At 36.2% G+C, this 15546-nt stretch carries 13 protein-coding genes; 11 read left to right on the top strand and 2 right to left on the bottom strand.

Annotated elements, in window-relative coordinates:
- The first annotated feature begins 28 nt into the window (after window positions 1-28).
- The 4 genes from LG276_RS17880 to LG276_RS17865 all read left to right on the top strand — a co-directional run bounded on the left by LG276_RS17880 (window position 29) and on the right by LG276_RS17865 (window position 5780).
- Window positions 29-2722, top strand: a complete 2694-nt coding sequence (locus LG276_RS17880) for a DNA translocase FtsK (RefSeq protein ID WP_285840907.1) — start codon at window positions 29-31, stop codon at window positions 2720-2722.
- A 29-nt stretch (window positions 2723-2751) separates the two neighbouring features.
- Entirely contained in the window at window positions 2752-3429 is a 678-nt protein-coding gene (locus tag LG276_RS17875) for a hypothetical protein (RefSeq protein ID WP_251162538.1), read from the top strand.
- Window positions 3430-3703: 274 nt separating this feature from the next.
- The gene (gene murC / locus LG276_RS17870; protein WP_224938780.1) at window positions 3704-4999 is read left to right on the top strand and encodes a UDP-N-acetylmuramate--L-alanine ligase; all 1296 of its coding nucleotides are present in this window, start codon (window positions 3704-3706) and stop codon (window positions 4997-4999) included.
- 367 nt (window positions 5000-5366) lie between these two features.
- The gene (locus LG276_RS17865) at window positions 5367-5780 is read left to right on the top strand and encodes a thioesterase family protein (RefSeq protein WP_224938779.1); all 414 of its coding nucleotides are present in this window, start codon (window positions 5367-5369) and stop codon (window positions 5778-5780) included.
- A gap of 145 nt (window positions 5781-5925) precedes the next feature.
- Here LG276_RS17865 and LG276_RS17860 read toward each other — a convergent pair whose 3' ends face one another.
- Window positions 5926-7041, bottom strand: coding sequence for an aminopeptidase (locus LG276_RS17860; protein ID WP_095372225.1), 1116 nt, complete (start codon window positions 7039-7041; stop codon window positions 5926-5928).
- A gap of 317 nt (window positions 7042-7358) precedes the next feature.
- Between LG276_RS17860 and LG276_RS17855 the strand changes: the two genes are divergently transcribed.
- The 3 genes from LG276_RS17855 to ytxJ all read left to right on the top strand — a co-directional run bounded on the left by LG276_RS17855 (window position 7359) and on the right by ytxJ (window position 8803).
- Window positions 7359-7844 (top strand): DUF948 domain-containing protein, encoded by a 486-nt coding sequence (locus LG276_RS17855; RefSeq protein WP_224938777.1) that lies wholly within the window; start codon window positions 7359-7361, stop codon window positions 7842-7844.
- A gap of 23 nt (window positions 7845-7867) precedes the next feature.
- A complete protein-coding gene (locus LG276_RS17850) occupies window positions 7868-8350 on the top strand; it encodes a YtxH domain-containing protein (protein ID WP_224938776.1) in 483 nt (160 codons plus the stop codon).
- 129 nt (window positions 8351-8479) lie between these two features.
- Entirely contained in the window at window positions 8480-8803 is a 324-nt protein-coding gene (gene ytxJ / locus LG276_RS17845) for a bacillithiol system redox-active protein YtxJ (protein ID WP_251162539.1), read from the top strand.
- 31 nt (window positions 8804-8834) lie between these two features.
- On the opposite strand, the gene LG276_RS17840 is transcribed toward ytxJ, so the two are convergent.
- The gene (locus tag LG276_RS17840) at window positions 8835-11069 is read right to left on the bottom strand and encodes a cell division protein FtsA (RefSeq protein WP_251162540.1); all 2235 of its coding nucleotides are present in this window, start codon (window positions 11067-11069) and stop codon (window positions 8835-8837) included.
- A 239-nt stretch (window positions 11070-11308) separates the two neighbouring features.
- Here LG276_RS17840 and LG276_RS17835 point away from each other — a divergent pair, with 239 nt between their 5' ends.
- From LG276_RS17835 to motS, 4 genes are all read left to right on the top strand, one after another.
- Entirely contained in the window at window positions 11309-12382 is a 1074-nt protein-coding gene (locus tag LG276_RS17835) for a bifunctional 3-deoxy-7-phosphoheptulonate synthase/chorismate mutase (protein WP_285840908.1), read from the top strand.
- 353 nt (window positions 12383-12735) lie between these two features.
- Entirely contained in the window at window positions 12736-13734 is a 999-nt protein-coding gene (ccpA, locus tag LG276_RS17830; protein WP_224938773.1) for a catabolite control protein A, read from the top strand.
- A gap of 214 nt (window positions 13735-13948) precedes the next feature.
- Window positions 13949-14770: a flagellar motor protein MotP gene (motP, locus tag LG276_RS17825; RefSeq protein ID WP_404292464.1), complete on the top strand. Its 822-nt coding sequence runs from the start codon at window positions 13949-13951 to the stop codon at window positions 14768-14770.
- Window positions 14757-15503, top strand: a complete 747-nt coding sequence (motS, locus tag LG276_RS17820; protein ID WP_251162541.1) for a flagellar motor protein MotS — start codon at window positions 14757-14759, stop codon at window positions 15501-15503. The genes motP and motS overlap by 14 nt, the downstream gene beginning before the upstream one ends.
- Window positions 15504-15546: the final 43 nt, after the last annotated feature.

The raw sequence follows: 15546 nt of genomic DNA, 5'->3' as shown, positions 1-15546 counted from the left end.
AGTTAGAACAGAAAAGGAAGTTGATAGAATGAATTGGTTTAAAAGAATAAAAGCCTACTTTAATGGCTATGATGCCGATGAGTTCAAGGAATATAATCCAACGAATACAACTCAAGAAGAGAAACCTACAAATAACACTAATAAAATTCAAGCTAAAGAACCATATGATACACATAGAGAGATAGAAGCAAAAGTAATTTATCAATATCCAAAAGGTGAATTTCGTTTTCCTCTCATCCCAGATGAGACACGGGGAAGAAGAAAGCCAAGAGAACGTGTAAATAAATTAGCAGACGAAAAGCCAAAAGATAGCAAAAATCTTCAAACAAGACAAAGAAGAAATCATTCAACAAAAGAAAATATTGAAAATCAGCAAGAAAATCATCGTCCAATAGAAAAGAAACAAGTAAAAAAAACAGAAATTAAGCTGAATGCTGGGCCATTTAAACCATCAGAAATTCCCTCTCCTATATATGGTTTTGGTCAAAGGAAAAGTCAAATAAAAGAGGAAACGAAACTTGAACAGTATGAAAGAATAGAACCTACTGAATATGACCTTGGTATTGCTCGTGGAAGAAAAGAATCTGCTTCACTTGAAGAACAATACAATCAATTGTCTCTTTACGATGAGCCGGAACAAGTGAATGTGAGGGTGGAAGAAGACCCAATAGTGGCGACTAACAATGAGTCTGAACAAGTGGATGTGAGGGTGGAAGAAGACCTGATAGTGGCGACTAACAATGAGTCTGAACAAGTGGATGTGAGGGTGGAAGAAGACCCGATAGTGGCGACTAACAATGAGCCGGAACAAGTGAGTGTGAGGGTGGAAGAAGACCCGATAGTGGCGACTAACAATGAGCCGGAACAAGTGAGTGTGAGGGTGGAAGAAGACCCGATAGTGACGACTAACAATGAGCCGGAACAAATGATAACATCCTTTCAGGTCGAAGATGAGCTAACAGTTTCACAAGATCAAACTGCTGTCGCACTTGAAAAATCCATTCCTTATTCGAATCAGTATGAAGAAGTTGAAGAAAAACGGATGTATGAAGATGAGGCACAGGATGAAGGACAAGCAAACATACATAGCATGGAAGAAGCTCACGCCAATGTGGAAGAAGAGATAGAAACTGGAACATCGTCTCATCAATCACAGAAGCGGAGTCATCTGCCCTTTAATGTAATGATGTTGCAATCGGATAAGAAAAAGTTAAATGTCAATGAGACGGCAGCATTTGATCCATCGTCACAAGTAAAAAAAAATGACTTTTATAGAGATGAGGAAATAGAAGAAAATTTGCCTAATTATGTCTTCCCATCTATGAGGTTGTTAGATCCTCCAGTTAATATGGACACAGATGAAGAATGGTTATTAGAACAAGAGGAATTATTAAATGCCACCCTACATCACTTCAATGTCCGAGCTCATGTGATACAAGTAACGAAAGGTCCTGCCGTTACTCGTTTTGAAGTGCAACCAGAGCCGGGAGTGAAAGTAAATAAAATTACAAACCTAGCTGATGATATCAAACTCAGTCTTGCTGCAAGGGATATTAGAATAGAAGCACCTATCCCTGGAAAACATGCGATAGGCATAGAAGTGCCTAACCAAAAGAGTAGACCTGTACAAATTAGCGAAATCATTCATAGTGAAGAGTTTATGCAATCAGAATCACCATTAACTGCTGTATTAGGTTTAGATATTGCTGGTGATCCAATTGTCACAGATTTACGCAAAATGCCCCATGGTTTAATTGCAGGTGCAACAGGATCTGGTAAAAGTGTTTGTATAAATTCTATTCTTATTAGTCTTTTATACAAAGCTGATCCTGAGGAGTTAAAGCTCTTGCTCATTGATCCTAAAATGGTAGAATTAGCACCATACAATCAAATACCACATCTTGTTAGTCCGGTCATAACCGATGTAAAGGCGGCAACAGCCTCACTGAAGTGGGCAGTAGAAGAAATGGAAAGAAGATATGAATTATTTGCTCATTCGGGCGTACGAGATATTAATCGTTTCAATGATTATGCAGAGGCAAATAAGCAATACCATCAAAAACTGCCGTATATTGTCATTGTCATAGATGAATTAGCCGATTTAATGATGATGGCCCCAGCGGATGTTGAGGAAGCCATCTGTCGTATCGCTCAAAAGGCAAGAGCCTGCGGGATTCACTTAATTATTGCGACTCAACGACCGTCAGTTGATGTTATCACGGGTCTCATTAAGGCAAATGTACCAACAAGAATTGCCTTTTCTGTCTCTTCACAAGTGGATTCGCGGACAATAATAGATATTAGTGGTGCTGAAAAGCTTTTGGGTAGAGGAGATATGCTCTTTTTAGAAAACGGTTCATCAAAGCCAGTTCGTTTGCAAGGAACTTTTGTTTCTGATCAAGAAATTGATGATGTCGTAGCACATGTTAGGAAAGAGCAGAAACCACAATATTTATTTGAACAAGATGAGTTATTAAAGAAAGCGAAAGTAACTGAAGAAACAGATGAATTATTCTTTGAAGCATGTTATTTTGTGATTGATCATCAGGCGGCATCCGCTTCTATGTTACAAAGAAGGTTTAAAATTGGTTATAACAGAGCAGCACGCTTAATAGATATGATGGAGGAACAAGGCTTCGTATCTGAAAATCGGGGCAGTAAACCAAGAGATGTCCTCATTACTGAAATGGAACTAAATGAAATTGAACAAAATAGTGAATGATGTTAGAAGAAAGGTAAGGAAGGGTCATGATGGTTGAAAATGATACACCCATCGTTCATTTGCACAAGTTTCGTGATAAAAAGCAACTGCAAGGTGAGGAAGCTAGTTTTCAGTTAATTGAAAAGGTTAAAAGGTACAGTGAACGCCACTTAAATATTCGTGAGATGGTCCGTGCAAAGCATATTTTTAAACTACACCTCCAATTAAAGGAGGAGGATGAAATTCCATCAAGCATGTACCATCTATTTACAGATTGGTTAATTTTTGACTACCAAACCATTCATGGGGTTAGCGTGTTTCAGCTATTTTTACAGAGACAAAGAAATCAGATGCGTGAATATGAAATGATTCAAGCTGCCCTATGTATGGCTGCTGTTATGGAACCATTGTTAATTACAAACTATGATGGAAAGACTATAGTTGGATATGATTTAAATGAGGAAGAACAAATTGTATCTTTAAATAACGTAGAGCATTCTTCTTTAACTATCGTAAGAGGAACGGTTGTTTTTTTAAGGAGAATTCCTGGTATAAAGAATAATTTCGCTTTTCCCCCTCTCCTACTATGTCAAGATGTTCATCCTTTTAGTGAATTACGTACAAACTATCAAAGAATGGGCAAAAAAGATACATTGAGGTCTTTTTTAAAGCACAGAGCATTGGACATTTTACCAGAAAGCCAATATTGGGAAGTGTTGAGTCAATAGTCCTCTTTCTTATTACCTAAAAATAAACAACCTTTTTAAGTAGAAAAGGCTGATATACTGTGCTGTAGGTAAGGAAAATTCTCATGCACTATAAGTTGCAAAAAATTATGATGATCGGGACAAGTGATACATAGTTTTTCAAAGGGAATAATGATATAATGTTTAAATGTGAATTAAAAAGAACTATGGAAACTTGAAATAAACGATTATGAGCAAAAATAGATATATGTCATATACTGTTTTACAGATATACGATGGTTGGAGGTTTCTTTATATGACTATTTACCATTTCGTCGGTATTAAAGGGTCAGGGATGAGTGCACTTGCACAAATTCTACATGATATGAATTATAATGTTCAAGGATCAGACGTTGAAAAGCACTTCTTCACACAAGTGGCACTTGAGGAAGCTGGAATAAAAATTTTGCCATTTAATAAAAATAATATACAACCTGGCTTAACAATCATTGCCGGTAATGCATTCCCTGATACACATGAGGAAATAGAAGAAGCGACAAGACTTGGTTTACCAATCATTCGCTATCACAAGTTCCTCGGTGATTTCATGAAGAATTTTACAAGTATCGCTGTTACAGGAGCACATGGTAAAACTTCTACGACTGGGTTGCTTGCACATGTACTTACAGGTGCGAATCCTACTGCTTATCTGATTGGTGATGGTACTGGGAGAGGAAATAAACTGGCCGAATATTTTGCTTTTGAAGCATGTGAATATCGCCGCCACTTCTTGTCATACCATCCGGATTATTGCATCATGACAAATATTGATTTTGATCATCCAGATTATTTTGCAAGTCTTGATGATGTTTTTTCTGCGTTTCAAGAAATGTCATTACAAGTAAAAAAAGGGATTTTCGCTTGTGGTGATGATGAACAATTACAAAAAGTGCAAGCAAAAGTACCTGTTGTTTTTTACGGTTTTGGTGAAGAAAATGACTTTCAAGCAAGAAATGTCATCAAGTCAACAAGCGGTACAACCTTTGATGTATTTGTAAGGAATACCTTCTATAATACGTTCACGATCAAATCATACGGAGATCATAACATCTTAAATGCTTTAAGCGTGATTGCCGTGTGTCATTACGAAGATATTGATGCTTCGATTGTTCAAGAGCAGCTCCTCACATTCGGAGGAGTAAAGAGACGATTTACAGAGAAACAAATTGGTGATCAAGTCATTATCGATGATTACGCTCACCATCCGACTGAAATAAAAGCAACAATTGAAGCAGCGCGTCAAAAATACCCTGATAAAGAAATCATCGGTGTTTTTCAACCGCATACCTTCACAAGGACACAAACATTCTTAGATGATTTTGCTTCAAGTTTAAACTTGGCAGACCAAGTGTATCTATGTGAAATCTTTGGATCCGCTAGGGAAATTCATGGAAAGCTTTCTATTGAAGATTTACAAGCAAAAGTGGATGGTTCTGTTATTTTAAACGAAGACGATACGAATATCTTAAAAGATCACCACGATGGTGTCTTAATCTTTATGGGTGCAGGCGACATTCAAAAATTCCAGAAAGCATACGAAATGCAACTATAAGCGAGTAGTTCCTCATGAGAGTGGGGGACTACTTTTTGTTTCATCAATTCAATTTGTGGTTTAAGTCCATTAGAGAAAAAGGAATTTGCTCGTGCAACTGAAGTGAAATAAGCAAAGATAGCAGATCAAAAGGGATTTGCTCGTGCATCAGAAGTAAAATCGGAAAAGATAGCTGCGCATTTAATGGGCTACACTCACATCAGGCCATCAACACGGCATAGCAATCATTTTTTCTTTAAATATTCCCCTTAATCAATTACTTTGAACTAAATAAATTTGAATGATGAAAGTTGATGGTATTCATTTTCTTACTATTTTGATAAAATATAATATAAAAAAATGACGGATAAATTACGGGGGAATGAAGATGCGAAAAAATATATTAAAGGTATGTGTTCAACAAGATGATATTGATCATTTAGGTCACATGAATTATATGAAGTATCTTGTCTATTTAGAGAAGGGTGTATCTAACTGGTATAGAGAAATTGGCATTGGAAAAGAGCAATTAGATCAACAGCATTTAGGAACAGTAATGGTTAACTTTGATGTTACCTATAAAAAAGAGGCACGAGTGAATGAAGAACTCACAATTTTCACAGAATTACGTAATGTAGGTAATAAAAGCTTTTATATTTATCAAGAAATATATAATGAGGATCAAGAGCTATTGACAACATGTAAGAAGACTTTTGTCATGTTTAATACCATTACAAGACAGGGTGTACCTGTTGTTAAGGAAATTACTGAATTAGTACAGAAGGAAAATTACAACAATTAAATCTGAAGAAAAGACGGTTAAGATGATTGTTGGCTTCTGCTATATGCATGAATTATTGTGGCAGTATTTTTTATGTAGGAATACATAAATAACCACGAACAAAAATTTGTTCGTGGTTCACATGGGAAAATTCCCATTTGTTAGCTTATTTTAAGTTTTCTGGATTGAGTGCTTCTAATTCTGCAATTACAAATTTGCCGTCTTTGCGGATTAATTGATCATCGAAGTAGATTTCTCCACCACCATAATCAGGACGTTGGATATTGACTAAGTCCCAATGGATATTTGATTTGTTCCCATTATATGCTTCGTCATAGCATTGTCCTGGTGTGAAGTGAAAGCTACCGTCAATTTTTTCATCAAAAAGGATATCTTGCATTGGGTGTAGAATATAAGGGTTAACACCAATAGCAAATTCTCCAACAAAGCGAGCACCCTCATCTGTATCAAATATTTTGTTAATACGCTCAGTATCATTAGCAGTGGCTTCAATGATTTTCCCATTCTCGAAAGTTAGTTTTACATTTTCGAACGTAAAACCGTTATATGGAGATGGTGTGTTATAAGAAATAACTCCATTCACTGAATCACGCACTGGAGCGGTATAAACTTCACCATCGGGTATATTCATTTGTCCAGAACATTTAATAGCTGGGATATCTTTAATTGAAAAACTTAAATCAGTCCCAGGTCCTGTTAAGCGAACTTTATCTGTTTTATTCATCAATGAAACGAGATTGTCCATGGCTGCATCCATTTTACTGTAGTCTAAATTACATACATCAAAGTAAAAGTCTTCGAATGCTTCCACGCTCATTTTAGCTAATTGAGCCATTGAAGCGTTTGGATAGCGGAGTACGACCCATTTTGTTTTTGGCACGCGAATTTCTCTATGTACCTTCTGACCGATTGTTGATCCGTGAATACGCATTTTTTCATCTGGTACATCTGCTTGTTCGTTAATGTTATTTCCAGAACGTAAACCAATATAAGCATCCATTTGACTCATGACATTTGCTTCAAATGAAGCCATCATATTATATTGTTCTTCATTTGCGCCGAATAAAAGTGCGCGGTCAACTGTATTATCTTTTATCGTGACAAAAGGGTGACCACCAGCGGCGTAGGCTTCTTTTACAAGAGCAGTTACAAGTTCTTTTTGTAAACCGAAGTTCTCAATGAGAACTTTTTCTCCTTTTTGTAAACCAATTGAATAATTAATTAAGTTCTTAGCTAATTGTTCAATACGAGGATCTTTCATTACATATCCCTCCGAATAAAAAATTGATTACTACCTTCTTATTGTAACCTAAAGTGGGAGGTTTGTTCGAAAATAACTAGAGAAAAAGACAGAATAAATGATTTTCTTAGGATAAAATAGATAAGTAAGGTTCCCGTTAGGTCTAATCGCTTCATTTAAGTAATTGTTTATATTATGATAATATTTACAGATAAAATAAAAAGGATTATTTGGAAAGAGCGTTTATTCTCTCATAATTGGGGAAAAGCAATAATAAATTAAATACTTTGCTCTTTTCTTTGAATCATTCTTATTTTGAAAATACGGAGGTGTGCCTAATGGAAATTATCTTGTATTTGAGTGTAGCGGTTATTGCCATTGCTTTTTTAGTTTTAGTCATCTACCTTGCTAAAACACTCTCATCCCTACAAGTAACGTTAACAAGTGTATCTAAGACATTAGACGGGTTAGAAAAACAGCTTGATGGAGTGACCAAGGAAACGACAGTACTCTTACATAAAACGAATGCATTAGCAGAAGATATTCAAAAGAAATCTGAAAGCTTGAATAATGTTGTTGGTGCCGTAAAAGAAGTAGGGGACTCAGTAAGAACCTTTAATGGTTCTATTCAAAATATATCATCTTCAGTCAGTCAGCAGCTAGAGTCGAATAAAGAAAAAGTTGCACAAGCTATTAGCTGGGGTAATGTCATCTTAGAATTAAGAGAGAAATATAAACAACGTAAGCAAGCACCAGCGCAAACGTATACAGCTGAGGATCCTATCCCAGTTCCTAGCAAGAAAAGAGAAAGAGCAAGGTCATAAATTCAATTTGGAGGATGATAATGATGAGTAACCAAGATCGTCAAGAAAATGAATCAACACAAGTGGCCAAAAATGAAGATAGCATTAATACAAAGGATTTCGTCATCGGAGCACTAATTGGTGGTATTGTAGGTGCTGGTACAGCATTATTACTTGCCCCTAAATCAGGTAAGGAACTAATAAGTGATATTAATACACAAGCTTCTCATTTAAAGGAAAAATCTAGCCATATCGCTGATACTGCTAAAGTAAAAGGTACTGAATGGGTTCAGGTTGCTAAAGAAAAAAGCAATGAAATCGTTCAATCAGCAAAAGAAAAATCTAATGACTTACAACAAACAGTCTCAAAGCAGTCTGCAGATATGAAAGATAAAATTAAGCAAATGACTGCAAAAGATGACGGAGTGGCTGAAGAAAATGCTCCAACATCGGAAGCAGAAGCACAAAAGAGATTAGAAGAAACGAAAGTAGCTTTTGACCAAACAGAGGAAAAAGTAAATCAATAGTATTCAATAAAGCGGTAAAGAGCCCTCTATTCTTTACCGCTTTATTATGATCTCGATTTGTCATAGGTGACTCTTTTTTAGTAAAATAATGTGAGGTATACCATAATTATAATAAGAGAGGTAATTCAAATGGAAAGATTAAATACAAAAGAAGCATTTAACCAAGCATTGCAAGAGAATGAGAAGATGTTATTACTTAAGCACAGTAACACTTGCCCAATCAGCGCAGATGCTTACGAGCAATATGAAAAATACACAAATGAAAATAGTGATGTGAAAGCTTATTACTTAGTTGTTCAAGAAGATCGCCCATTGTCAAACGAGATAGCAGAAATATTTGAAGTAAAACACGAATCTCCACAAGCTTTTCTTTTTGTTAATAAAGAAGTGTCTTGGCATACATCCCACCGTAAAATTACATATGATAACCTAAATGAGGCTGTACAAGCTTAAGGAAGTTATCTATCCCGAACGATTTATTTGTCTAATATGGACGTGAGTCGTTCGGAACATTATTTAAATTGGTTGAAGGAGTTATGTGTTTTTTCCGCACGAGTGTGTAATTTTTAGTTGACCAGTGAATTTTTAAACTGTCCCCCTCTTGTATTTCCTCCAATAGAGAGGACTTCTTGCCGTTTTTAAATAATGTACATTGAAGTTTACCATGATAAGGAATTTGAACTTGAGCAAATTTAATCACATCATGAAAATAAAACCTTGCTTGTTCTTCTTCCTTTATTATTTCTAGTACATCTCCTGAATGTATAAGTGATTCCTCACCTAATTTCTCTTTTTCTCTGATTATGTGCAAAAGTTGTTTATAAAGCGTAACTTCTTTATTATTAACACTAATCGTCATACTGACCTTGTACTGTAAAGATTTATATTTGATGAATTCTAACAGTGTTAATGGGCGTTGTTCAATAATCTCTAAACGATCTAAATGGTTCACATGACTAGTTAAAGATATCGAATTTCCATTGCAAATGACTTTTCCGTTATGAGGTGGAATGATTGTCTGCTTCCCATTGATGATCAGTTGAAATGGCTTTACGTGCTCTAAAAGATGTGTCAAATCTAATGAATGAAAGATTTCTGTAATTGTCGATGGGATTATATATTCAATATGATCACCGTCCTCGAGTAGCTGTTGAGTGGATGCTGTTACTTGATTCACTTTTATTAAGGGCATAATGGTGTATTTTGCATCATGAATATAAATACTTTTATTCTCGGTTTCTCCGACACAATCAGATACTCTAATAGTCGCTGGCTCTCCGCTCATTCCTCTTACGACACTTATTTCATCATGGGCGTGAATGACATCTTTTAATTTTGCTTTTTTACCGTTCAAATAAATATATGGCGGTTTTCCGTGACTTCCTGGAATGGTCATTTGTTGTTTGTTAACGGTAATTACTTTTGGAGAGCCAATTTTTCCATACCAATTCCTTGTTAGATATTTTGCAGTTAATAAGACATCCTTTACTGTGAGAGTCATGATTTTTAGCAATCGTTCTGTCTCACCATTGATTGTAATAGGAACAAATCTAAGCGGAGTTTCGTTGGCTGCAATAGCGATTGCAAAAGGTGTAACATACATCGGGTGAGAAGCTAGCTCTTCTGGAAATGATAGATGTTTTAAGCTATTTAAAGTTTTAAGCATGACCTGATGTGGCGGCAAATCTAATTGGTCTCTAAGTAATTCTTGAATGCCAGGTGTTAAGCTTCCACCGCCAATTATTAGGAGAGCAAGAGGTGACTTTTTATTATTTAGCTGTTGTATTTTTTTTGAAAGTGAATGAGCAAGTTGTTCGATAAAGGGAAAAAGTCTATTCATTAAGTCTTTTGAGTAGATATGTTGTTGTGTGTTATTTAATGTTTCAAATGTGAAGGATTCATGGTCGACTAAATGCCGTTTGATACGCTCTGCTTCATGAAAATCGGTTAGTGTCAATTGCTGAATGAACTCTGTCACTTCATCACCTGCCTGTGGCACCATCCCATAAGCAGTAATTGTTCCTTCATTAGTAATGGCAATATCAGATGTACCCGCTCCGATATCTAATACAGCTATATTCAAGTGTCGTAAGGATGGAGGAATTAAGGTTTGTACACAAGCAATAGGCTCGAGTGTGAGCCCATCAATCGTTAACCCTGCTCTTTGTACTGTTGCTTCTAGAGAGGTAATAACAAGCTTAGGTAAGAAGGTGGCAATAATTTCTACACTCGCTTGAGCACCTTGTTGGTGTAATAAACTTCCAATAGGCTGTCGGTCAATAAAATAATACAGTGGTGTATAGCCTACAAAGGTATAATCTGTTTGGATTTCTGTTTGATGAGTTTTATTTGTAATAGTAGATTGTGCTTTTTGAAGAGCTTGCCATTCTAAGTATTGAATATTATCAGCAGTTAAAGGCGGGTAATTTCTTATATCCATACTAGCCATTATGCGTTCGGTTCGTAATGATCGACCAGCTGCAGCAATAAATACTTTTTGAAGGGGACCATGTTTTTTTTCAAAGTATTGTTTAATAACAATAACTGTTTCTGCAACCGATTGGATATTGTGAATTTGTCCATCCATCATTGCCCTATCATCATGTTCCTTTACAAAGTAATCAACACAATTATACTCACCTTCTTCAAAAAGAATAAAGAGACCAATGACTGACCTTGTTCCTATATCTAAGACAAAAAATTGTTTCTTCTCACCCAAAAGAATCACATCCTTTTGAATCAATTTGCTTTATTGCTTAAAAGCGTCTAATTAATAAAGATAAAATTAGTGACAGAAGCGTATATTTCATATATAATAACAACAATTATAAAAAATGTATTATAATTATCACCAAAACAAATAAGTGATATCTGAATGAAGCAAGAAAGTATTGTACTCATCTTCGCTTTTTCGGAATTGAGCTTTAATGTAATAACAATTGAGAGGATGGGACTATTATGGGTAAAGAACTAGAGCAATTGCGTAACCGAGTGGATGAAATTAACCTTCAGTTGCTTTCTTTAATTAATGAGAGAGCAGAACTTGTACAAGAAATCGGAAGGGTAAAGGAAACACAAGGAGTCTATCGTTATGATCCTGTCCGTGAAAGAGCGATGTTGGATCTAATCAAAGAGAATAATAATGGACCTTTTGAGAACTCAACAATTGAGCATATGTTCAAGGAAATTTTTAAAGCTGGTTTAGAATTACAAAAGGATGACCATCGCAAAGCATTATTAGTATCCCGTAAGAAAAAATCTGAAAATACAATTGTTGATATAAATGGAGAGCAGATCGGTAACGGACAGCCACATCTTGTCTTTGGGCCATGTGCAGTAGAATCATATGAGCAAGTGGCATCAGTTGCTGAAGCTGTGAAAGCTAAAGGCTTGAAGTTGTTACGAGGCGGCGCATTTAAGCCTAGAACTTCTCCTTATGATTTCCAAGGTTTGGGTGTTGAAGGCTTGAAGATCTTAAAACGTGTAGCAGATGAATATGGTTTAGCTGTTATTTCAGAAATCGTAAGCCCAAATGATATGGAAACTGCAGTGCAGTACTTAGACGTTATTCAAATTGGAGCTAGAAATATGCAGAACTTTGAATTGCTAAAAGCGGCAGGACAAATCAATAAGCCTGTACTCTTAAAGCGTGGTATGTCTGCAACGATTGAAGAATTCATTAATGCAGCTGAATACATCATGGCACAAGGAAATGGCCAAATTATTCTTTGTGAACGAGGCATAAGAACATATGAAAAAGCAACAAGAAATACGTTAGATATTACGGCTGTTCCAATTTTAAAACAAGAAACACATTTACCAGTTATGGTTGATGTCACTCATTCAACTGGAAGAAAAGATTTATTACTTCCAGCTGCAAAAGCAGCACTTGCAATTGGTGCTGATGGGGTTATGGCAGAAGTACATCCAGATCCTGCAGTGGCGTTATCTGATTCCGCTCAGCAAATGGATTTAAATCAATTTGATCAATTCATGAACGCACTTAAACTTCCTTCACAAATTCAAGTGTAATGGTATAATAAAGCTGATTTAAGGGGAATGGTAACCTTCCCTCTTGAGTCGGCTTTTTTTATATCTTTTTAAAAGAATTTGTAGTAAGCTGGTTGTGGTTTCTAATCTTTATTTTTAAGATTATGTGAGGAATTGAACAATAGGAAAGAACTTTGGGATAACAGTTATGTAGGTTAGATTCTAACTATTTTTTGACTTTTTCATAAATATTTCAGCATGAAGTTGCGAGGGATGAGAAAAGTATCGTATGATTATACATAATTACAATTCTTGCTGAACAAATAAGGTTTGTAGAAGAATGACATACATAAATACATTTTATTAATATAGAAAAAGTAGAAGGAGTGTGTGACATGAATATTACGATTTATGATGTAGCACGCGAAGCAAATGTTTCAATGGCTACTGTTTCAAGGGTTGTCAATGGGAATCCTAATGTCAAACCGACAACAAGAAAAAAAGTATTAGAGGTAATTGAACGTTTAGGCTATCGCCCTAATGCTGTTGCAAGGGGACTTGCTAGTAAAAAAACTACGACAGTAGGGGTGATATTACCCGATGTATCGAGTACTTTTGTCGCGGAGTTAGCTAGAGGAATCGAAGATATCGCAACGATGTATAAGTATAATATTATTTTAAGTAACTCAGATCAAAATATGGACAAGGAGTTACATCTATTAAACACGATGTTAGGAAAACAAGTGGACGGGATTGTTTTTATGGGCGGTAATATAGAGGAAGCACATGTGACGGAATTTGAGAAATCTCCTGTACCTATTGTACTTGCTGGTTCTATTGAAAAGTCGCAAACCATCCCTTCTGTTAACATTGATTATGAACAAGCAGCTTATGATGCCACGGAAGCCTTTATTCAAAAAGGTCACGAAAAAATTGCCTTGCTGATTGGCCCTTTAAGAGAACCAATCAATGCAGAGAAAAAATTAGAAGGCTATAAGAGAGCTCTTCAAGACGCGAGTATTCCTTATCATGAAGAATGGGTAATTGAAGGCGACTACACATATGACTCAGGATTGGAAGCATTTGAACGTTTGTTAGAGTTAGATAGCAAGCCAACTGCTATATTTGCTGGTTCAGATGAAATGGCATTAGGCATCGTTCATGGCGCACAAGATAAAGGGTATCACGTACCTCAGGATGTAGAAGTGATTAGCTCTGATAGCACAAGATTAGCTTTAATGGTGAGACCACAACTTACATCTGTTGTACAACCGCTATATGACATAGGTGCAGTTGCAATGAGATTATTGACGAAGTATATGAATAAGGAAGAAGTCACAGATCACACAGTAGTACTTCCGCACCGAATTGAACAGCGTAACTCAACAAAATAATCATCCGACCGATATGAGAAAAAGAGGGAAAGACATGTAAAGTGAGTTTACCGTATTTACAAGGTAATTCTCACTTTTTACATGTTAAGGTAAGAAAAAATGGTCAAGTGAGAAGATAAGTTTCTTTACAGCTAATAAGGAATAACTTGTCTTCACCTCTTGCAAGACTCGCCAATAGGCGAGTTTTCTAATTTCGTCATTAGGGAGAGAGAGAATGAGAAAGTTAGACAAGTTAACACCAGTTGGTTTAATGGTCGGTGTAATCATGATTATCTTTGGAATTGTTGCTTCCGGTGGGTGGACTGGGATTAAGTATTTTTTTGATTTCTCATCCATCTTTATTGTCATTGGTGGGATAGTTGCAGGTCTTTTTATATCCTTCCAAATGAAGGATCTACGAAAGACTTTTATAGTAATGAAAAAAGGCTTTTCTAAAGAAGAGAGGTCAATAGAGAGTCTGATTGAGACTTTTGTTAAGTTAGCAGACCGTGCTAGAAGAGAAGGTATATTATCTTTAGAATTAGAAGTTGTAAATGAACCAAATCCTTTCATCCGTAAAGGTGTGTTGTTGGCGGTTGATGGAATTGAACCAGAAATGATTAGAGATATACTTGATGCCGATATTGATGCAATGGAAGAGCGCCATCGAAAAGGAAGGAATATTATTGAAAAAGCAGGGGATTATGCACCTGCTTGGGGAATGATTGGTACATTAATTGGACTAGTCCTTATGTTGAAAAATATGGACGACCCTTCAGAACTTGGTTCCGGAATGGCAATTGCTCTTTTAACGACTTTATATGGCTCTTTACTAGCAAATCTTTTTTTCAATCCTTTAGCTGCGAAACTTGAATCACAAACGGATGATGAAATTTTTTATAAACAGGTTGTGATTGAAGGGGTAATTGGTGTTCAAACGGGACTGAACCCAACGATTTTACGAGAGAAATTAAGTGTTTACTTGTCCGAAACCGAGAAAAAAGCTATCGAGGAGCGACTAGAGCTAACGGAGGACTTTGAACATGAGGCGCAATAACCGCCGATCTAAAAGAGATAGGAACAATAAAAAGGGTGCTCCCCTTTGGATGGTGACCTATTCAGACCTTGTTACGCTCGTTCTCGTTTTTTTCATCCTTCTATTTTCGATGTCGCAAGTGGATATGACGAAGTTTAAGGCTGTCTCAGATTCATTTAATAAAGTAGGGATATTCCAATCTAGCTCATCAATATTACCTGATGATGGACGTGAATCTGTGCCAGATGAAACAGAGACAGGTACACCACATTCACTTGATTCACTTGTTCAGGAAGTGGAGAGTTATCTAAAATCTAATGGGTTGGAAAATGTGATCACAGCCAATCGAAATGAAAGAGGTGTTGTGCTCGTTCTGCAAGAGCAAGTATTGTTTGAAACGGGCCAAGCCGATCTTATTGAAGATTCATTTGGTTTTCTCGAAAGCTTAGGGGTCATGCTCAAAGAAATGCCTAATCTTATCCGAGTCGAGGGCCATACAGATAATCGCCCAATTGAGACTTATCGCTACCCATCAAATTGGGAGTTATCTTCAGCTCGAGCAAGTAGTGTTATTCGTTATTTAGTGGAGAATAATGAAATAGAACCGTCTCGTTTTACTGCAGTAGGATACGGTGAAACAAGGCCGATTGCCGCAAACAATAGCTCAGAAAATTGGGAGAAAAATCGCAGAGTAGAGGTTATTATTCTTGATCCTGAGTATAAACACAATGAAGCTATGGAATCATCTAATTGATTCTATAGCTTTTTTCACTTTTTTGGTCCCAGAAAAAGCTGTG

The sequence above is a fragment of the Cytobacillus kochii genome (genome assembly GCF_044790165.1).
Lineage (GTDB): Bacteria > Bacillota > Bacilli > Bacillales > Cytobacillaceae > Cytobacillus > Cytobacillus kochii.
The sequence above is the reverse complement of the archived record's forward strand: the minus strand, read 5'-3'. Positions and strand labels throughout refer to the sequence as shown.

Bases quoted from the DNA above. Each gene is read 5' to 3' on its own strand.
- LG276_RS17880 (WP_285840907.1), top strand. From the start codon at position 29: ATGAATTGGTTTAAAAGAATAAAAGCCTACTTTAATGGCTATGATGCC.
- LG276_RS17875 (WP_251162538.1), top strand. From the start codon at position 2,752: ATGGTTGAAAATGATACACCCATCGTTCATTTGCACAAGTTTCGTGAT.
- murC (WP_224938780.1), top strand. From the start codon at position 3,704: ATGACTATTTACCATTTCGTCGGTATTAAAGGGTCAGGGATGAGTGCA.
- LG276_RS17865 (WP_224938779.1), top strand. From the start codon at position 5,367: ATGCGAAAAAATATATTAAAGGTATGTGTTCAACAAGATGATATTGAT.
- LG276_RS17860 (WP_095372225.1), bottom strand. From the start codon at position 7,041: ATGAAAGATCCTCGTATTGAACAATTAGCTAAGAACTTAATTAATTAT.
- LG276_RS17855 (WP_224938777.1), top strand. From the start codon at position 7,359: ATGGAAATTATCTTGTATTTGAGTGTAGCGGTTATTGCCATTGCTTTT.
- LG276_RS17850 (WP_224938776.1), top strand. From the start codon at position 7,868: ATGAGTAACCAAGATCGTCAAGAAAATGAATCAACACAAGTGGCCAAA.
- ytxJ (WP_251162539.1), top strand. From the start codon at position 8,480: ATGGAAAGATTAAATACAAAAGAAGCATTTAACCAAGCATTGCAAGAG.
- LG276_RS17835 (WP_285840908.1), top strand. From the start codon at position 11,309: ATGGGTAAAGAACTAGAGCAATTGCGTAACCGAGTGGATGAAATTAAC.
- ccpA (WP_224938773.1), top strand. From the start codon at position 12,736: ATGAATATTACGATTTATGATGTAGCACGCGAAGCAAATGTTTCAATG.
- motP (WP_404292464.1), top strand. From the start codon at position 13,949: ATGAGAAAGTTAGACAAGTTAACACCAGTTGGTTTAATGGTCGGTGTA.
- motS (WP_251162541.1), top strand. From the start codon at position 14,757: ATGAGGCGCAATAACCGCCGATCTAAAAGAGATAGGAACAATAAAAAG.